Annotated in this window: 17 protein-coding genes; 11 read left to right on the top strand and 6 right to left on the bottom strand. The window is 39.9% G+C overall.

Annotated elements, in window-relative coordinates; genetic code table 11:
- Positions 1–172 precede the first annotated feature (172 nt).
- Complete coding sequence (locus DSOL_RS18075) at positions 173–1,717, bottom strand: transposase (RefSeq protein ID WP_207649645.1); 1,545 nt, start codon at positions 1,715–1,717, stop codon at positions 173–175.
- Between the two features lie 456 nt (positions 1,718–2,173).
- Between DSOL_RS18075 and DSOL_RS18070 the strand changes: the two genes are divergently transcribed.
- Positions 2,174–4,825 carry an SIR2 family NAD-dependent protein deacylase gene (locus DSOL_RS18070; protein ID WP_170871551.1) on the top strand — a complete coding sequence of 884 codons (2,652 nt, stop codon included), beginning with the start codon at positions 2,174–2,176 and terminating at the stop codon, positions 4,823–4,825.
- Positions 4,826–4,854: 29 nt separating this feature from the next.
- Here the strand turns inward: DSOL_RS18070 and DSOL_RS18065 are convergent, their stop codons facing one another.
- On the bottom strand, positions 4,855–6,297 hold the full coding sequence (locus tag DSOL_RS18065) for an IS4 family transposase (protein WP_075366212.1): 1,443 nt from the start codon (positions 6,295–6,297) through the stop codon (positions 4,855–4,857).
- 142 nt (positions 6,298–6,439) lie between these two features.
- On the opposite strand from DSOL_RS18065, the gene DSOL_RS18060 reads away from it, so the two are divergent.
- Positions 6,440–6,886 carry a hypothetical protein gene (locus DSOL_RS18060; RefSeq protein ID WP_075366211.1) on the top strand — a complete coding sequence of 149 codons (447 nt, stop codon included), beginning with the start codon at positions 6,440–6,442 and terminating at the stop codon, positions 6,884–6,886.
- Between the two features lie 198 nt (positions 6,887–7,084).
- Here DSOL_RS18060 and DSOL_RS18055 read toward each other — a convergent pair whose 3' ends face one another.
- The 3 genes from DSOL_RS18055 to DSOL_RS18045 form a co-directional block, all read right to left on the bottom strand.
- A complete protein-coding gene (locus tag DSOL_RS18055; RefSeq protein WP_075366210.1) occupies positions 7,085–8,110 on the bottom strand; it encodes a hypothetical protein in 1,026 nt (341 codons plus the stop codon).
- Positions 8,111–8,379: 269 nt separating this feature from the next.
- A complete protein-coding gene (locus DSOL_RS18050) occupies positions 8,380–8,691 on the bottom strand; it encodes a hypothetical protein (protein ID WP_075366209.1) in 312 nt (103 codons plus the stop codon).
- A 51-nt stretch (positions 8,692–8,742) separates the two neighbouring features.
- Entirely contained in the window at positions 8,743–9,981 is a 1,239-nt protein-coding gene (locus tag DSOL_RS18045) for a hypothetical protein (protein WP_075366208.1), read from the bottom strand.
- Between the two features lie 369 nt (positions 9,982–10,350).
- On the opposite strand from DSOL_RS18045, the gene DSOL_RS18040 reads away from it, so the two are divergent.
- The 8 genes from DSOL_RS18040 to DSOL_RS18000 all read left to right on the top strand — a co-directional run bounded on the left by DSOL_RS18040 (position 10,351) and on the right by DSOL_RS18000 (position 17,098).
- A complete protein-coding gene (locus DSOL_RS18040; protein WP_075366207.1) occupies positions 10,351–10,998 on the top strand; it encodes a papain-like cysteine protease family protein in 648 nt (215 codons plus the stop codon).
- Between the two features lie 361 nt (positions 10,999–11,359).
- Entirely contained in the window at positions 11,360–11,626 is a 267-nt protein-coding gene (locus DSOL_RS18035) for a hypothetical protein (RefSeq protein WP_075366206.1), read from the top strand.
- Positions 11,626–11,826 (top strand): hypothetical protein, encoded by a 201-nt coding sequence (locus tag DSOL_RS18030; RefSeq protein ID WP_075366205.1) that lies wholly within the window; start codon positions 11,626–11,628, stop codon positions 11,824–11,826. Before DSOL_RS18035 ends, DSOL_RS18030 begins: the two co-directional genes overlap by 1 nt.
- A 736-nt stretch (positions 11,827–12,562) precedes the next feature.
- Positions 12,563–13,312 (top strand): hypothetical protein, encoded by a 750-nt coding sequence (locus DSOL_RS18025; protein ID WP_075366204.1) that lies wholly within the window; start codon positions 12,563–12,565, stop codon positions 13,310–13,312.
- 183 nt (positions 13,313–13,495) lie between these two features.
- Positions 13,496–14,728 carry a WD40/YVTN/BNR-like repeat-containing protein gene (locus tag DSOL_RS18020; RefSeq protein WP_075366203.1) on the top strand — a complete coding sequence of 411 codons (1,233 nt, stop codon included), beginning with the start codon at positions 13,496–13,498 and terminating at the stop codon, positions 14,726–14,728.
- A 251-nt stretch (positions 14,729–14,979) separates the two neighbouring features.
- Complete coding sequence (locus tag DSOL_RS29020) at positions 14,980–15,501, top strand: hypothetical protein (protein WP_235838879.1); 522 nt, start codon at positions 14,980–14,982, stop codon at positions 15,499–15,501.
- A 1,076-nt stretch (positions 15,502–16,577) separates the two neighbouring features.
- Positions 16,578–16,829 (top strand): DUF6429 family protein, encoded by a 252-nt coding sequence (locus tag DSOL_RS18005; protein ID WP_075366201.1) that lies wholly within the window; start codon positions 16,578–16,580, stop codon positions 16,827–16,829.
- 26 nt (positions 16,830–16,855) lie between these two features.
- A complete protein-coding gene (locus DSOL_RS18000; protein ID WP_075366200.1) occupies positions 16,856–17,098 on the top strand; it encodes a hypothetical protein in 243 nt (80 codons plus the stop codon).
- Between the two features lie 380 nt (positions 17,099–17,478).
- On the opposite strand, the gene DSOL_RS17995 is transcribed toward DSOL_RS18000, so the two are convergent.
- Entirely contained in the window at positions 17,479–18,006 is a 528-nt protein-coding gene (locus DSOL_RS17995) for a pyridoxal-phosphate dependent enzyme (RefSeq protein WP_139314516.1), read from the bottom strand.
- 233 nt (positions 18,007–18,239) lie between these two features.
- Between DSOL_RS17995 and DSOL_RS17990 the strand changes: the two genes are divergently transcribed.
- Positions 18,240–18,629, top strand: coding sequence for a hypothetical protein (locus tag DSOL_RS17990; protein WP_207649644.1), 390 nt, complete (start codon positions 18,240–18,242; stop codon positions 18,627–18,629).
- The last annotated feature ends 912 nt before the right edge of the window (positions 18,630–19,541 follow it).

The following is a 19,541-nucleotide window of genomic DNA, read 5'->3' as shown; positions in this document are numbered from 1 at the left end:
AACTTCCAGTAGGCCAGAAGAAAATTCTGCAATAATTTTAGGTGGTGGTAATAAGGTTCTAAAGCTTGATACCGAGAAATAATTGCAAGGCTCAAAAAGAATGGAATAGCAAAGCCAACCTATCAAAGATAGATTTTAACAAGTACCCAGCATAAAAAAGGGATTTTGCTATCTAAGCCACTTTTGTCATCAGATCATCCAGAATGGCGAGAAGGCTAAAATTGGATAGTTTAAGTCTTACATCGAGGTGTATGTTTGTGGAGTGAATCATCACCCACCAGGATAAACGTTTTTTGCCACGAGTATGACTTTCTTCTAGGTTGTAATCTTCTAGGATTCGTTTGTTGACACGTTCTGAAGAAGTACGTTTCTTCATCTCAGTTTTCCATTCTTTGCTACCGCGAGGGATGGCTGTGAAAAGGCGCTGATCCCACTCGGGTTTCGTGTAAACGGTTCTTCCATAGGGAGAAGGCGAACACTGGTCCTTATGAGAACAATGGTTAATTTTGCCCATGGCAAGGGGACACCGCCATTTATTCCGGCAACGATCTTTCATAAAACCATGGTTAATCATAGGAAGACCTTCTAAACAAATGGGAACACCAAACTCATTAACTTTAACAGGTGGAGGAAACTTAAAATGGCCTTTATTTGTTGAGTTTAAAGGAATCACAGCTTTAGTATCCCAGGCATTGAGGAGTTCATAGGTTGGGTAATTATCATGAGCACCGTCTCCAATAAACCGGTCGAACTTAAAGTGTGGATAGAGCTTTCGGGCTTCGGCTAAAGCGACAATGGCGCTAACCCCATCATGACGTTGAGCTTCAACTAGGCGAAGATAGAGTGGAAGATCAGCCTTTAAGATTGGATTATAGACAGACAAGAAATAGCCACAATGCCCATAGAACCAGACTTCGTGGTAACTATCCCAGCCGTGACGAGCATCAGGATCAGAGAATCTGCGATGACAATCACAGCTGAAGAGACCCTTAGATTTACAATCGCAAACTCTTATTCCATAAGGACTTCCGCCCGTGTTAATACAGGTACCATCTCCGGAGATACCCAACTTCTGAGTATCCCCAAGAAGGCCAGCCTTAGCGGAAGGTTCTACAGCAACTTTGGCAAATATTTGTTGAAGAAGCCTTTCGGGTCTAAGTTCAAAGGTTTTACCTTGCAAGGCCAAATCAACAAATTTTTGAATAATACCAGGATGACGTGGTGGTTGTTTCTGGTTCTTGCCAAGCTTCTTACGGGGCTTGCGTTTGAAGGGGTGGAGAGAATCCCGGGCATTGGGGTTTTCTCCCAACCAAAACCTGTCAATAAAGTCATAATGATTTCCTACCTCTGGAACATCATCAGGAGAAACACCAATCATCGAACAAAGAAGAGCATCAGATTTAAGGGTATCAACCCAATCGGAAATGCCGTGGTATTTTAATTCAGACATCAGGACAAAGGAACGAAAGATCTCAGGTTGGTGTTTAGCTGGTGCCCCGGTATTAGAGTAATAAGGTTGTAAAATGGGTTTTAAACCATCCAGATCAAGGATATAGAGTTTAGATAGTGCTTTGGCGAGCCGAGTTACTCTGGGTTTGTCTAATTGGTAAAAAAGTAAGACGTTTTGAATGAGTAATTGTTGATACTCGGAATGAGTTTGCCAATGACCGAACAGAGTGATCACCCCAATATTTAAAGATATGGTAATAAATGCCATTCGATCAATTTTGGGGGTAACTCCGAAAAGTCAAGGTAGATTAGTTCCATAGCTGGTATGTAGTTCCAATACAACTGGAAAAAGTTTTCGGTTTTTAGATAAGTTTCTGGGGGAAAAGCGAAAACCCAGTCCCCTAGAATCCAGCGATACTAGGCAAACAGGGTTTTCGAAATTACTCACTTGAACAAGGGGGGTAAACTGCCAGATCGAAGTTCTGGCAGTTTTTGTAACTTGTTGGACTGTTACAACAAATTCGGGAGGTAATTAAATCAATATGTGGAATGCCTTAGAGATGATTACGTCATATAAAATGGATGATTAGACAAAGTGGGATAAGCTACCTTAGCGCAAAAGGGAGAGAATCTTATGCAATATAATCTAAGTACATTACGAGAAGCGTATAAAAGTCAGACCTTGGTGCCGATAATTGGGACTGGGCTGTCAAGGTGTTTTAAAATGCCAGATTGGGGTGAATTAATTATTCGAATTGGCTCTATGTATAATCTCTCCAAAAAACAGATGGAGTCAATTCAAGAATTGATTAAAAATAAAGATTATTTGGATGCAATTGATGAGATAAAAGCCCAAGGTATTGATGAGCTAAATATTCAAACCGCCGTCAGTGACTATATTTTACAATATAAGAAAACCACTGATAAAGATGTTGACCATAATTACGTAGATTTGATAGAGATGCATTGCACAAAATATATTACGACGAACTACGATAACTTTTTGGCTGATTATTTTGAATCTCAAGTCTTTACATTGGAGGATATTGGGCAAGGGTTTTTAAATGAGATCGCACACAATAAATATGACAATACGATCATAAATCTTCATGGAATGATAGGTAAACCAAATACAATAGTCTTTTCAAAGCAATCATATGAAAAACTTTACCAAAGTGAATTATATAAAGAGACTTTTGAGGCTTTTAAAAATCGCTACACGTTCCTATTTATTGGTTTTTCCCTAGACGATATTTATTTTCAAGAGTTAATGGATAAATCAAAGCGTCTAACACGATCCAGACATTTTATACTATTAAGCGAAAGCGAAGCAACGGAAGAAAAAATTCACAAACTTCGAAATCGTTATGATGTGGAATGCATAATTTATTCGATTACTGAAACAAGTCATCAAGAAGCCATTCGGCGTATATTGGAGTCGATTTGTTTACTGGAGCAAGCACCGCAGAAATTGGATACCGGTAGCGTTGAGAATAAAATTATTGATATTTCAGCGACAGAAGGCAAATTAGATAAACTTTTACGTCAGATCAAACAGAATGAATCTAAATATCAGATAGGCACTGCCCTAAAGAAATACCTACGCTTACTGACGGATGAAGATTTTCAGATATTGACTGATAATCAGAAAAGAGATGTCTATCTAGGAATGGTGTTTTGTTATGGGTATTTATGTGATTATCCAAGTATGAAAAGATATCTAGAACTTGCCCGTTTAATAAATACGGAAGAGGATTATTATTTTATCTATCGGAGAGAAGCCGAGTACTATTATAATCTGCATGAATGGGATAAGGCGATTGAAGCTATAGAGGCGGCTATTAAATTTAAATCAAATGATCCCACCTTACTTGTATTTAGAGATCTTTTGAAGGCCTGTAGTAGTGTTGAAGAGCCAAGGAGCGTTGCCAAACCACAAGAGCTACAGGAATATAGGGTAACACTACATAAATATGTGGATAATGATTTCAAATTATATGCGCAGAAAGTATCGAAGGAGGAGCAAAAATACACTTATTTAATGTTGGGAAATTTGGCGGGACAAGTATACCAACAATACTTGGATGCAATTAAACTATTAAACAAAGCCTATAATTTGGGTAATGATTTACATATATTAGAGGAGTTGGGGCTCTACTACTATTATGCTGCAATTAAGGAGGCACATTTAGAAAGTTTAATCCGGCTGATTGATGTTGATTTGTCTATGTTACGTAGGGCAAGAGATTGTTTTGAACTGGTTATAGCCAAGAGCAATGGTAAGTTTAAAGAAAGTGTATATAAGCGAATAGGATATCAGTATCTTAAATTATTGGAGATTTCCAAAGAGTATTATCGCTTATCCAAGGAATACGATGCAGTATATCCATATTTTGGTGAAGAATATGATATGATTTTGATGAAAGCAAACTGCGACCTTGAGATGGGTAAGATGGATAATAATGTATTACTAAGGTTAAACCCTGAAGATAGACTATTAATTAGTATGGGGTATTATCACAGACAAAAGAAATTCGATATTATTATTGATGAATTGCGATCTATAATAGACAGAGAAGAAATATCCACAAAAAGGTTGTATCAATTTTTTCTAGATGCGCTGTTCTTTAGAGGAAGATCGAAACTGTTTGATGAATATTATAAAAAGTATCAGGAAAATTGGAGGAAAGATGACACAGACCAATTGTATGATATTTATGCTCAGGAGTTATCGGGTAATTTAGCAGATGCTGAAAAAGGATATATTGAACTCTGTGAAAAATTAGAGTCACCGCTTATTTATCAACAACTGCTACAATTTTACACAAGGTGCAATCGTCCTGAAATGGTTGAAGAGATTTATGATACTTTGGCAACGAAGAAGAGGGATATTACTGCCCCCGATGCTTCTAATTTTTATTGTGTATATATTGTATTTTTGATAAATCAGAGAAATTATGAAAAAGCTGTGGATTTCTATTGTGCATATGAAGCATTGATAATTGACGAAAACGTTAAAATGGAACTGGAAAATCTGATTAAGCCGTTGATTTGTGATTACAGTAACTATGAACAGAGAATAAACGAATATAAAAAAATATATGAAGAATTTTCGGTGCCCCATGCATTGTATGAGATTGGTATTCTATACCTTAACAACAATCAGTTTGAAAAAGCGAAAGAGTATTTAGATAAGGCTGAAATTGTAGGATTTTCTATCGATCAACATATAAGAAACGCTTCTGAGATTCTCCTTGGAAAACAAGTTGATAGCCCCTTACTTATGCCTAGTAAAGTATGTGAGATAATTGCTATCAAACAGCTGAAGTTTCGCACCCCTCTAGATCCCTGCTTTTCTTGTTTCCCGGTAGCCTAATGTCATTGTTACCTTTTGATTATTAATGATTAACTAGCCTTTTCAAGGGCTTTCAGCTGATTAGTAAGAAATGAATTCTCAAATAGCTCTTTCAAGTACTCATATTCATGGGAATTCTTAAATTCCAAAAGGTCCACTAAACCGGACTTGGCGATGCTTGTTATCACCACTTGTAGTAAATCATCAAATAATTCCCACAGGCGTTCCGCTACATTCTTCTCAATAAGTTCGTCTTTAATCTCGGCAAACAAACCATCCAAGGATTCATAGGCGTTCACTCGACGAAAGTAGGCCAGAAGAGTATAGAGAACATAACAAGTTGTAATATGAGCGATTTGAGCATCAAAGTCCCTCGATTGACACGTCCCTAATTTAAGGTACTGCTTTGTTTCCTTGAAAAAGACTTCTATGCTCCAACGGACGCTGTAGATCTCCAACATGCTCAATAAACTGAGGGATGTGTCGGTCGAGAGAAACAACCTCCATTTTTTCTGATAGGGAAAACGGCAAAAATACAATTTAACTTGCCCTATTCCTTCATAATCAACAACGGCTTCGAAATAACGGGTATTTCGCTTCCGACAACGTTTCTCTTGACCCTCGTTTTTTAAAACGCTATGCAATTCCTTGGCGTTGAAGGAATCCCCTTTGTAGAGATACTTTCGACCATCTTTACGGACTCCACAAATCAAATGCATCGGATTTTTGCCCAGTTCCCGAACCGTTTGAATAAACTCGTGGCTGCTGAACCAGCTGTCAACAAGTACGTATTTGGCTTTGAATCCCTGTTTTAAAGCCCGTTTCAGCATGTCAAGACCGTTCGTAATTTTGCTAACATGGCATTCTCGGATACGTTTCGCCCCGGCAGATTTTGGATCTCTCAGCTTTTTGTACTGTTCTTTGCGGTGCCGAGCCTTCGTTAGTGCCTTTTCTGCTTGAAGGGTGAAGTCCAAAGGCTTGAAGATTTTACCGTCGAATAGACCAAGTGTGAGATTTTTAAAGCCTAGTTTAGTACCTTTTCTCCCTGCGACATGGTCAAATACCCTGCTAACCTGTTCAATTCTCCGACCTGTTTTGGCGATAGTCGTATCATCCAGAATGAAGGCGGACTTGTCATCCATTTCGTTTGTAGGATTCACTAATCGTTGGAACTGTTTAGCCATAACGAGTAGTAATGCTCTCCAAGGCATTTTTTCATTATTTTTCAGGCGATAGATAGTGTCTTTTTTCATAGTGGTAACCTTTTTAGATTCACTTTTGTATAAAGCGTGGACACTTTTTAGTAACATTAGGGGTAGCATCAACATGAGTACGAGGATTTCCGAAGTACTGTAGCCCGCCTGTTTTTGAAAGCTAACTTGGTGGCACAGTGTTTTAAGCTTGAAGGTCTTCATAACTTCACATATAATGTTGTTAATCGAATAACCATGATTTTGGAGCACGTTTTCAATTTCTTTGACAGGTTTCCGCATGATAACACCTCATTTTTGGTTAATTTGGATCGACATCTAATTATACCATAAACTCAGTGTTCATGCGGATTTCAGCTATATTTTTCACCTTTTTTAGACTGAAATTTCAGCCATTTTATTGGGTGCGAAACTTGAGAAACAGATGCAAATTTTTCGTAAAGATGGCAGAGTGCTTGAGAAAGAACGGTCACGATTGGGTGAGGAGATTCTTTTGGATGCTCAGTCAATCTATATGCTTTTTTTCTTAAATAGGATTGATTACTTAGTGAAATATAAACGAATTTATATTACGTATGCGGCTCAATATGACATTCATATATCTTTATTCTGCCAAGAGTCCCAGCTAATAAGAAGAATTATTACTTGGATGAGTAATGATTCGCGCATTCATTTAGTAGCACCTAAGATTAATTGGTATCAGGATTTAAAGACTAAATATCCTCAAGTTAATAGGGATTATATCAGTGGTATTTGCATGTCAAATGAGTTGGGTATACCTCTGATCACTCCATACGCAACAGCGCAAGGAATAGTGAAAGAGGCTTGGTATGAGAACGTTGGAATAGATGCATTATGCTGCTTAGTATAATTTAAAAAGGTTTATATTCGATGGAACTTGTCTCTCCACAAAGGGTAATGGACCTATTTTGAAGAGGGCGGTACCTACGCGGAACGACAAGTTCCGCGTAGTGTAGAAGAAAAGCAACATACGTTTGGCAGGTAAAGCATTTATAAAATTTTTGATGGAATATCACGATGAATTAGCGGTAATGGAAATGACTGATCGTTAGTCATAAAGTTCACGGTCAAACCCTCCAGCTAGCCTAACGTCGTCATAGCAATATTCACAGTAACGATAATTATCATTGGCCTTTTTTGTATGATTTTCTTCACTTAATAATGAACAAATCGGGCACTCAACATAATTTTCATAATGGAGTGCGCTTTTTAATTGAGGGATTAGTTCATCGTACCATTGGTTGCGTTTTTCAAGCTTAGTAGTTCCCCACATATTGCTCTTAGACATTTTATATCTTCGATTTTTACGGATAAATTCCTTAAAAACTGCATCGTTTTTACTGGAACCAGATAAATATTCGGAATCCACAATAATGGCAAAGACTCCTTTTTGTTTGAGTCGGTGTTTACGGAACACCTTTTCAACTTTGCGAAGTTGCAGCAGTTCGTTGTTCAAAATGGACAGCATCCGATAAATCTCAGCGGCGATCGGGCCATCTGCCCCCTCGTCAAGCATAATTCCGTCATTTTCTGGATTATAAACATGTTCTTCAATTTTTTGCAGTGTTTTTAGTAAAGCCAAATGAGTGGACGGACTAATGACTTCTACCTTTTCTAGGGGTTTTTTGAATACAGCAAATTTAGGGTACAGCTCGCTAAAAGTATGGAACAAATACATGTATTGATCCCAGTATGAATCATAAGGCTCGACAAATTCCGGTTCAAAGTCATCCGCGCAATTTTCGCTGCAGAAGCGGTTGTTTTCAATGTCAACTAAATATACCTCATCAAGAAGTTTAAAACATTGAGCACAGCGCTCCTGATTGATGTTTACCGTCCACAATTCATCCTCGTTAACCAACCAGCCCTCTTTTTTAAATTTTGCAAGTAGATATCTTCCAATATAAGCTAGAGGACCAATCTTTTTACTTGTTTTGTTAATGCGCTTCAGAAGTTTTGGCTCTTCCTTTTCCAACAGTTCAAGAATCGTTTGGCTTGATGTAGAACGATTTTTGGCAATGAAGGGCATAACATAGTCTCGAAATAATTGTTGATCTTTTTCATCTAATGGCATGTCAACCACTCCAATCTATTTGTATACATACAATGAAGGAGGGCTTTTCTCCTCTTTCATCGCTAAATATACTGGGATCATTTTTACAGCATGCTTTCATATATTTATAGTTCTATAAAACAATGTGGGCTTAGAAAATATTCATCCCCAAGGCTGGCTTTAGCCGGCCCTAGGCTTCAGATGACTTTGGATCTGTTATTAACATGTCCACGTGACCTGTATGATTCTAATTTATTTCGTCATAAAACCAAGGAGACCTGCTTAGCATTTCACCATTTATCTTCTCGAAGATCAGTAAATCGTGGCGACCTGCTCAATTGTTCGAAGATAAACAAGATGAAATCTGGGTCCCCCTCAACGAGATCAAAATCCTGCTGAACACTTTTCATTGCTTTGGTGTACTTCTTCCTACTGACAACATAGGTCTCAGGTTGGTCCGGTACAAACCCGAAGAGTCTTTGTAAAAGTTTATCGTGGGCTTTGGCAACACGTTGCATCGACTCTTGGAATGGATCGACGCCATCGCAATTCTCATTTTTAGCGCTGCCATTAGCTTCGTATTTTGCTGGTTCTTCTGACATTTTGATCATCCTTTCTTGGTAGCAGTATTAATGAGGTAAAGAGCTGGTTCACTACAGATCTCCAAATTTTTCTTGGTATTGTGCAGCCAGACTTACCGCGTTCACTAGGGCCTTTTGACCTTCGGAAAGAGATAATGCCTTAAACGTAGGATCTGTTCCCGTTAGGTAGCCAAGATGATAGTCTATCGCACTACCTACTTGGTCTGTGAACTGAACTAACCAACGCCACAACAACTTATCTTCTGATTGGACAACAATATTCTCTTCCAAAGTTATGGACAAGTTCCATAAATCAGCCTTTTCTTGCAAAGCTTTAAGTGTGCTTTTCTTATCTGCCGGGGTATTAGACAAACTAATGTTTTGATACTCTATAAAATAAGAGTTGACTATCTTTGCTGTTGCAACAAGCTTATCTCTATCATACGAAGTCTTACTGGATGCCTTCGTAGGTGCCTTAGTAGTGGGATTTAAAGGTTGGACAGTCTTTGTCTTGTCGCTTGGAGAATTTTTCTGGACGGCGTCTTTGGTATCTTTCGGTTTAGTATTTAGAGGTGAGTTGGAGAATTTATCCGCCACTTTTGTGTTGTAATACAAAAGGATTTTTTGGGCCTCATCAGCTTTTAGTGAAGGTACAGGGTAGCCGTCGGGAATATTCAGATTAATCCGATCAACGGAACCTTCATTAACACGAACTTGGATCTCGTTATCAGGAAATTTATAAACGTAGAGTTTATCCTGACTATTGTTAGGACTTATTGTCGGCGCTCCCATTATGTCCGTAATGTGATACTCTTTGTCACCTACTGTTAGTCCCCCGTCCAAACCACTGCCTGCCGTGCTAACCGATATACCCCGAAGCATTCCTTCTTTGGAAAAGGTCCATTGTTTTTTCTGCTGGTCAGACGTGATCACGTACGCTTCCACACCCTTAACTAGTTTTACTTCAATAGTAGCGTCCGACGGAAGTTTATTTTCAACGTCTGAAAACGGCAACCCTACCTTCATATCTGAAATTTTCCATTCGTTACTCTTTGGCAGGGATGTCTGAGATACTGGTGCCTTAAGGGTACTGGCGTTTTTTTGAAGAACGTCAGTCTGAATATTTGCTTGATTGTGTACTATGAGCATAACAATAAAAAAAGATAGGCTTAAGCCTATCCTTACAAATAAAAGCCTTTTCCATAACTTTGCTCGGTTTAGGTTTTTCTTGACTTTGAAAATTAACCAAAGTACCACATCAATTAAAATAACCAAGATGCTTAATACCCAAATAGCTTGTAGTATACCCATTTTTAAATGCCCTCCTTATTGCTTTCTCAACTGACCCGCATGAAAAAATATTCTATTTCATCGAATGTAGTTATCAAAATCCTCCTCTCTGATTGATTCATTCATCTGAGACACCTAAGTTTAACAACTTTGTGGGTCACCCTTCTGAAGCTGAACAAATTTTCATTGGGTTAATACTAAGCCATTCACTTATTAGCGGTCTTCGATGGGGGTGAATATGTCCCTATGTCTATACCATACATAGGCTTTCTGAAAAAGTGCACGGTAATTATCAATCATATTCATATTTGCCAACTCAATTGTATTTTTGTCTTTTAATTCTTAAAATGGGGATAAAGTGCGTGCCAAAAGAGAATGGGGGAGATATTAATGACAGAGATTCACGTGATTGACCTTATAGATACTACGCATGAAGGGCCTGCCGCGATGGGACCTAAAGAGGAGGAACAGCAGGTACATCTTCACCAAGGCTCCTTGGATGGGGCTTGTGGACCGTACTGTCTGTTAATGAGCCTATTGATTTGTGGACTCGCTGACAGAACGTCAGTTTTATCTTCACGTTATAGTAAGCAAACCTCAATTGGTAAGGTTCTGGAAAAGATACATAGGGGCCAGGGACTTTTTAGAGATGGAACTAATTTGGAAGAACTACAGGATTTTATCGATGGGGCATTTACTAAAAGGCTAGGAACTGAACCTTTTAAAGAAAGTGGAGTAGGTGTAAAGAGCTTTGTCGAAAAGCACATTAAAGAAAACCATCCCGTTATTATGGGTATGGAATATCCAGGCTCTGGACATTGGGTAGTTGCAGTAGGTTTGGAGTATTCAAAAGAGAACAATGGGACGCTAAGCCTTTGCCGAATTCTAGTTCTTGATCCAGGAGAGTTGCCTTCTAAGGTAAGTGCTTGGAATGGTGTTGTTGAGGCTAGAGCAAGTGGTGGGGCGTATCCATATACTTGGTGGACCGGCGATCGGAAAGTAAAGTTGGATCAGGCTATCGCCATATGGAAAAAGTAGAGCCATCACAGAGATGAGTTAACAACTGCCATTATGAAGTTCAGGGCAAAGCTGGACCGTACCACAATACCGAAGGATTTAGAGGAAGAGGTAATTAAGCTGTTCTGAGAGATGTGCAGAAGGTGCAGAAACAATGACCACATTAGGGAACATAGTGGTGCATCCATTAATCTTCTTCCAAATGAAATGAAATCAAGAGTAGAGGTTTATGTCCACCTAATGGCAATTGGGAATCGCCGTACTAAGTAGGGAAGCATGGATTGGCATTATGTAGCGATGTCAGGTATGCCAAGGAAATACGATATTGTCTTTGTAGCAATAGCGATTGATATTATAAGAAGTTGGGGAGATGTGATTACCAATGACTATCGGGAGTTTAACGCAAAGAGTGGATGATAGCAAGGATTTTAATGAGCTTACCGAGAGTGAGCAAAGATATGTAAAAGAGCAACTCGATTATGCATGGGAAGGTAAAATTACCTATGAGTATCCACTAAAAAGGCAGAAACGAATTCGAGAATCCGGACATCAGATCCCCAGGGTTGCAAAAAAAATTGACAGTATTATGGAGAGCATGATGCGCTCTCTTCTAAAGAGATTTACAACGCCATATGAGGGTATAACATAATGTCAAAGAAGAGAAAAGATGAAAAGATTGCTGTTGTAATAGATGGGACTGCGAAAATACGGCAAGGGCGAACTGAGTATGGAGCAGGTATTGGGGATCGTAAGGGAATGGATTGCTCAATTTCAGGAGATAAATGGCGAGGAATCACTAAAGAGACTTTTACATGGGACTATAATCGAAGCCCTCACACGCTGATTTGAGTTGTACTCCTAGTGGCTAAACGTACCCAAAGCTCCCTCACCCGCCCTTCGCCTCCAAACCGTGGTTGATGCGGTACGGGTGAATGTTGGTAATCGTCGGTGACAGTTATCGTGGGTGAATGAGTTTGTTAGTAAATAAAGCGATCCCAGTGGGGTAAAGTCTAAGGAAACAGATTGCGTTGGAGCATTGGTGGGAATGTTTAACGTGATTACGTTTATCTGAACCTTAATCAATTTTATAAATGTCGTCTATATTGTTGCATGGGGAGGAATTTCGGTGGGTAGTCCAATTGCTATTGATTATACTTTAATCGCACAGGTGGTTTCGTTTTTAGTCATTTGCTTAATATTGTTTAAGTTAATATCCATTTCGAACAAGCGGAAAAGTGACATGGAGGTTTTGAGGAAACTCGATCGAATCATAGATTTGTTAGAAAACAGCAAGAAGAATTAAATAGGAAATTGCAAAGCAAAATCAATTGCCTTCTTACAGCACATTCACACTGCATCTTCCCTGCTTGTCCATTTTCCCATTCCGCTAGCCGTGCCCAAAGATCTCTCCCGCCGCCGCGCCTCCGAACCGTGGTTGATGAGGGCGGTGGTTTGTTGGTAATCTTAGAGGATCTGCTATAGTGGGGCGGTGGGTGTATTAGGCTTAACACCGGGGAGTATATCGTGGGTATTTATTCGGGCACTTGAATCGCCGAAAAATTTCAAGGCCAAGGAGAGAAATCATATGAAAATAACGACTTCATTTGCCATTACGATCATTTTTATAGTCATCCTAATTTCATCTATGGGTACAAAAGCATTTATGGTTGAAGGTGGAACAATAACGAAAATAGCCACACCATTTAGACCTATTTCCGGAAAGTTGTTGTTAGAAACCAGTAATTTCCCTGTTTATTTACCATCTTACCTTCCTCCCCCTTATCAGGAAAATAAGTGGCATCTTAATCTCGAAACAAGCAAGAATAGATTTACGATAGAAATCGACCAGTGGACTCCAGATCAAAGAACCGATACCGGTACATATGCAGGGACACTTTCCGGTAACATTGAGAACCCTCTAGGACCACCAATAGTAGAGCAGTTTATCAATGAAAACAAAGAAGTAAAAACGATCACCCTTCCTAATGGAATTGAAGGCAAGGAATATATTATGGACCTTGATGCTTATAGGGCAATCTCATGGGAAATTGGTCAGTGGAGTTACTTTGTTGCGGCTCGACCGAACAATAAAGAGGATAGCACCAGAAATTATGCCTCCGAGATCATCAAAACCATTGGAGTAAATGGCCTGGCTCTTTCGGGTTCCCCCGGGAAATTATATTTCCTTTATCTTGGCGCAAACCACCCTACCACAGAAATCTTCTGGAAGGTGAATGATTCAGTCTGGTATCTGCTAGACTGGCGGGATAACCCAGGTGATGCCATAAAAATCCTACGGTGCATGAAGTCTATAGGTGTTGGAGGATCAAAATAATTAGAAAAAAGACAATATGATAGCTGGCCTCTGAACTGTGCTTGATACATATAGCCCTCCATTGGCAATCTTCGGTGACGAGTTATCGTAGGCGGTAGGTAGGTACGTTACTAAACAAAGCGAACCACGCAGGGGGAAAGTCTAGGCAAACTGGAAGGCGTTGAGGAAAGGGAGAAGGCTTTAATGGAAAAGAAAATTAGCATACCTGTGGCTGTATTGATTATAAGTTTGTTGCTGGTGGGATGCTCTGGTTTGTCAATGGGGAAACCTGCTGAGCCTCAAACAAATCAACCAGTTAATACGACTGACAATACATCCAAGGAAGCACTTGGACTGTCGTCTATCCGGATGGTTACTGAAACCACCGGCTGGGCTTTAGGCAATGGCAGGATCTTGCGGACGATCGATGGAGGTAACCAGTGGGAGGATATCACACCACCCGAGAAACTTGCGAATCCTCGTGGTACTACTCTGGCATTTCTCGATGCTAACACTGTCTGGGTGGCAACATCGACAGAAGATGGGTCCAAAGGGTCCAAAATAATCGTTTTCCGGACCAATAATGGGGGGCAATCCTGGCAGTCTGCCCCAGTGTCGGTGGAGAACAATGGTGCCGAACGCTTCCCCCGCTCTCTGAACTTTATAGATTCAGAACGCGGGTGGTTGATGATAGAACCGGATCACGGCATGAATTCTTCTCCTGGCCAATTGTTTGCAACCACTGACAGTGGGGCTACATGGTCTAAAATATCCATTACAGATGGTTCTCAAAATGCTCTTCCCTTTGGGGGAACGATTCGTTTCCGCAATTCTGCTACCGGCTGGGTAGTGGGAGCTAACACCAGCACTACCCGCAATAAGCTGTATATGACGCGGGACGGCGGTCTCACTTGGCAGCAGCAAAAACTCGTTCTTCCAAATGGTTTTTCAGGCGGTGAAATTGATGTTGTTTCTCCTCCAGTATTTCTTTCGACTGATTCTAAGGAAGGCATTCTCATGACTACATTTGTACCTGAAAGCCATAAAACTATTGAATACGCGACTATATTTTACGTAACCCAAGATGGGGGATTAACGTGGCAAAGTCGGAAACCTGTCAAGCCTGAAAGCCTAACAATAGATTTCATTAACGCCAATGATTGGTGGCACTGGCGATCGGAACATCGGGATACCGGTTCCACTGCTCCGGTTAATGGAAAGCTTTATCATACCAGTAATGGGGGCAAGACTTGGAGTGAAACCAATCCTGATAAAACTCTTCAGGAGTTGCTTCAGAAAGGGCAAAACATCATGGAGCTTGACTTTGCCGATTGCAAGATCGGCTGGGTGCTTGTTCGGTCAAAGGACAGTTCTCCTAATACTCTTCTTAAAACGACTGATGGAGGAAATACTTGGACTCGTATATACCCAAAATAACATTAGAATTCAAGGATGTTTATGGAATGTTAGGCGGATTATATTGACGACATCTTCAGTCGTACCCTAAACACCTTACACCCCGCGCCTCCGAAATGTGCTCGATGCATATGGGTCTCTGTTGGCAATCCTCGGTAGCGATTTTTTGTGGGGGGTGGTAGTTCCATTACTAAACATAGCGAACCACGCTTGGGTAATGTCTAGTAAAACTGGCGTCAGCTCAGTTTCATCTGAGAGAGGAGGCTAAACTTGTGGCATACTTTGCAAGTGTTAGGAAAAGACGTGTGCTTATTGTTGGATTATTGTGCATGGTTGTTCTGGGTGGCGTACTAGTGGCAAATGGCCTAACTAAACAAAGTTCTCCAATGGGGCCACAACTTCAAATCTTAAAAGATATTGATACTTCTGTAAGCCATGCCATAAAATCCAGGATAACTGCCTATGGACCTGGGGAAACTGCCACTGAGGGACACATAATCCTTGGTACCGAGGAGAGTAATGAAACTACCAAGGTTTATACTATAGCGAGTTATGGAGCTTTCAGCTTCGAAAATGGCATTTTCACTAAGGTTAGCGGAAGTGGAGCCATTCCGACAGTAATAACATTTTCCAAAAATGAACATGGCGAGTACTCTTTGCTTGATTATAAGGAACCTCAGGACGGAGCGGCGTATATTGATTCAATGAAAAAGATGTTCTCCAATAAGTTTAAAGATCAAGTGCTTTTAGCAGACAAGTATTATTTGGATCTATCAAAGCAGCAGGAAGCCTAGGCTGCAGAATACCTAAAAAGTATTGGGCGAACGGCAGAAGTAAGTGCGGCTCCTGTACAAAGGAAGCTTCCAGATATTAACGTACAGGCATCAAATAAACTATTCGCAGAATTGACAAAATCCAATCCCTTGTTGAATAACTGTCCATATTGGATTGGAACTAGAGAACGGCTTGAAAACGGTGTGAGATATATTTATGAAACATCTCAAAGTAAAAACAGTGACGGCTATGACCTGATAACGTTTAAAAAGGCCAAAGAAGATGGGACCGTCGTCGAAGAAGAGAAATATAAAATTGTAGGGAATGAACCTCAACATATTGGTTAGTTGTTAAGAAATGGCGTGTAGCCCGTACCCTAAGCCCTTCCAGAGATATTGCCTCCGAACCGTGCTTGATGCACATATATGGGCGCAGCCCGCCGGGGTAAAATCTTGGTAAACAGGGTCGTTGGGATATGTGGCGGGGTGACTACCATGGACGATGAAAGAATGGCGCATCTGGTTAAAACCCCCTATGGCGAACCGCCGAGGTAATGTCTTGGGGAAACATGGGCGTTTTTGATGGGTGACTGGTATTCCAGTGAAACCTTAATTAAGAGGTGCTATAATGGTAAAAAATATATGGGTTTGCCCCTTTTTATCAACATTAACGATAGTGATAATGGTATTTTTAGGGCCCATTTTGCATATCGAGGACTTGTTTTATCTGTTTGAATATTCTTTGATAGTAGTATTCGTTATTTCTTTCGTTGGAGTCATAATTTCACTTATTTCATTATACAGAAACAAGAGGTTCTTGTTCGGAATAATAGCTTTATTATGTAATGCTATTATTCCGATCAGCTATCTAACATGGTTCTCAAATGGAGTTGGGGGTATGTAAGATGTGTTGTCCGGCAGCAGACTAAAGAACATATATCTAAGCCCCTCACGCCCCTCGCCTCCGTACCGTGGCTGATGCGCTACGGATGTCAGTTGGCAATATTCGGTGACGAGTTATTGTGAGCGTGGGTACGTTCGGCAAAAATGAGATAAATTTTTTACTCAAATATTAAGAAGGAGTGACTTAGCACCAAATGGGCGACACGATTAATGAGTTGACACTGTTGCTGTTGTATTTAACATCTTGGGAAGAAGACGCTGGATTTACTACAGTTCGCAGAAGTTGGAAAGGGTATCCATTCGAGTCGTTAAATGAATTGGCCGATGGGGGTTTGGTTAGTGACGGCCGCGGTGCAAAATCAGTATATCTGACTGAAGAAGGTATCGAGAAGGCGCGGGAATTGGCTAGAAGGTATTTGAAAGAAGACAATAATTCTCTTAGATAAAAATCTTCCCAAGAAAGGACAATGGTATGGCCAGTAATAACAACAAGGATGTTGAATGGGCTGAAGCAAAAAAGAAATGCAGACTGAACGAAGAAACCGTGAAAATGGCCAAAGAAATGGGATTGAATCCAAGAAGTCTGATCAAAAACATCCCAAGCAAAAGTGAACAGTGGAAGGCTCCGGTAAGTATTTGGATTCATGAGATGTATCAGAAACGCCAAGAGAAGGCACTAAAGAAAAAGGCCCGGAAAGAGAAGTCTGTAGAATGATTGTTAAACAGTGTGCCCCGGCACATCGACACATTTAACTCACTTTAGCCATCGCCTAAAGCGCCCCCTCGCGCACCAAACCGTGGTTGATGCACGCGGCTGTTCGTTGGCAATCTTCGCGACTTGGAACCCTAACTGGTAATGCTGTGGGGTGTCATTACCTATCGGAACGTGTGGATATAGACCGTATTAGATAATCGGGGCGTCTCCTAAGATTCAGACAAGTCCGTCTGGGTGAATTTTGGAGCATTTTCGGGATGCGATATTAATGACGTTGAAGACATGAAAGATTAGGTATCACATTTGATGGGTTTAGTAATATAGGGCAGACTCCTAGGGCACTTCATATAAGGCGCTCCCGCGTGTTCCATTTTCTGTTATTAGGCATCATACAAATCTGTGCTTAAATATTTTAATCCTGAATCGTTTATTGTTAGTGCTATCGAATTATTTCTCTCAGCACCACTTAAAAGTTTAATTGCGGCAGCTACATTTGCCCCAGAAGAAAAACCTGCAAATATTCCTTCAGTTTTAGCTAAACTTCTTGCCATCTGAATAGCTTCTTCATTAGTAATACTTAAATAACCTGATACCAACTCTTTCTCTATGAACCCTAGTTCCATACAGTATCCACCGCCTTGTATCTTATGGTTTGGATTTGAAACTGGCTTACCAGCTAAAAAAGAAGCTGTTTCTGGTTCGACGACATAACATCTAATATCGAATTTGTGCCTTTTTAAAGTTTTTGCATAGCCAATAAATGTCCCTGCTGTTCCTACAAAATCCAAATATGCATCAATATCGCCGTCACATTGTTCCCACATTTCTTCTCCTGTGTGATACTCATGAGAATGAACGTTACCTATATGATGAAATTGGTCTGCTCTAAAGTCGTTTAGTTCTTTAATTAGCTTAAAATATTAAGGACGTAGGGTTACAAGGAGCTTTCCTTATACCCTACGTCCATTTTTTGTCATTTTTGCCCCAAGTAAAGCAGCTATGCCGACTGTAGAGAGTTTGAAACCAAAATCATCAAACGTCATATTGCTTATAAAAAATAGAAGAAGAACGGGACCTATCCACCATCAGCAACAGGCGGTATATTGCGTGCATCTGTTGCTGAGATTAGGCCGGATTGAATATGGTAATAAGTGCGGAAAAAGACGGAGAAGCCTATCCTGTCGGCGGTGTCAACCCCTATTTTACCAATGATCTGGATAAAGACTACAACTTCATCATTTACGACTGCGGGGAAATCAAACCACCCACGATATTCAGAGAGGCGGACATCCGTTTGCTCTGCGGAAGCATCCTGCCCCATGAGGCAAAAGACTATCTGCAAGTGTTAAATGCTTGTAAGGATATGGACATTCATAAATTGGGTTTGTGTGTGCCGAAGCCTTTGCAGGAATTTTGCAGGGAATCGCTATACAAGGATATTCTGATAGCAGAATCCTCCCATGACCTATTTGAGAACAATATTAATGGACATATCTATCTGCCGATGGTGGAGCGGTATAGGTGGAGCTGACCCCTTTGTCGCTGTCATTAATTCTATAATCAACTTGATTATAATAATATTATAGGCAAATGATTCTTGTTAATATCTTAAAATCCCGATTTTGCCAGATTAGTTTTAGCTCACATACGAGGAAAAACGCTGTAGAATATTAGCATAATGAATCGAAATATTTATAAAGGAATGCTTTATAATTCGTCGAAGTTACTAAATAATAGAAATATTTGAGGGTAACCCATATTATTACATTATTGTATTTTTTCACATTGCAATAACACTGGGTATTTGTGTGATATACATGGCTTATTCTGGAAGAAGTGAGCACGGGATCCAGTTTCAGTTGGAACTAACGTGTACTGCCGACAGTGTTGATGTCAGGAGTCCCACTATTCAAAAACCAGTGTATTACGATGACAACTAATTATAGCACTCAAATAAGCACTAATTCTGTTGAATTTGCATCCACATCTAACTAGCCATAGTGAATATTCTGCTTCGTGCCTTTCATATTTTTAAATTTTTTTCTTTATTTTAAATCCAAAATCAATTTAAAGACGTCTATATAGTGCAAATAAAAAATTGAGGGGGTTTAAAGAAAGCCAAGTCAGGAAGGAGGCGGATTTACGAATGAAGATCAATGGAAATTCTACCAAGATTCTAGCTCAGAATGTCGGTCGCAGCTTTTTAACAGGTTGTTGCAAGCACGGAAAAATGGACCTAAAGTTGGTTATGCTGAGGTAATGAAAAATATTGTAGTGTGTAGAGGGAGGTCATAACAATGCTAAATAGTAAAAAAATAAAAGTATTAGGTTTATGCTTTATTTTAATAAGTTCTATCTTATTTTCACAAACTCAAGCTTTTGCTAGTTCTCTACCTGGTTCTATGACACTATCAGTTAAATCAACATATAGTGTCGGTGAAGA

Origin of the sequence: Desulfosporosinus metallidurans (assembly GCF_001936615.1) — a bacterium.
Lineage (GTDB): Bacteria > Bacillota > Desulfitobacteriia > Desulfitobacteriales > Desulfitobacteriaceae > Desulfosporosinus > Desulfosporosinus metallidurans.
This window is presented reverse-complemented; position numbering and strand designations above follow the sequence as displayed.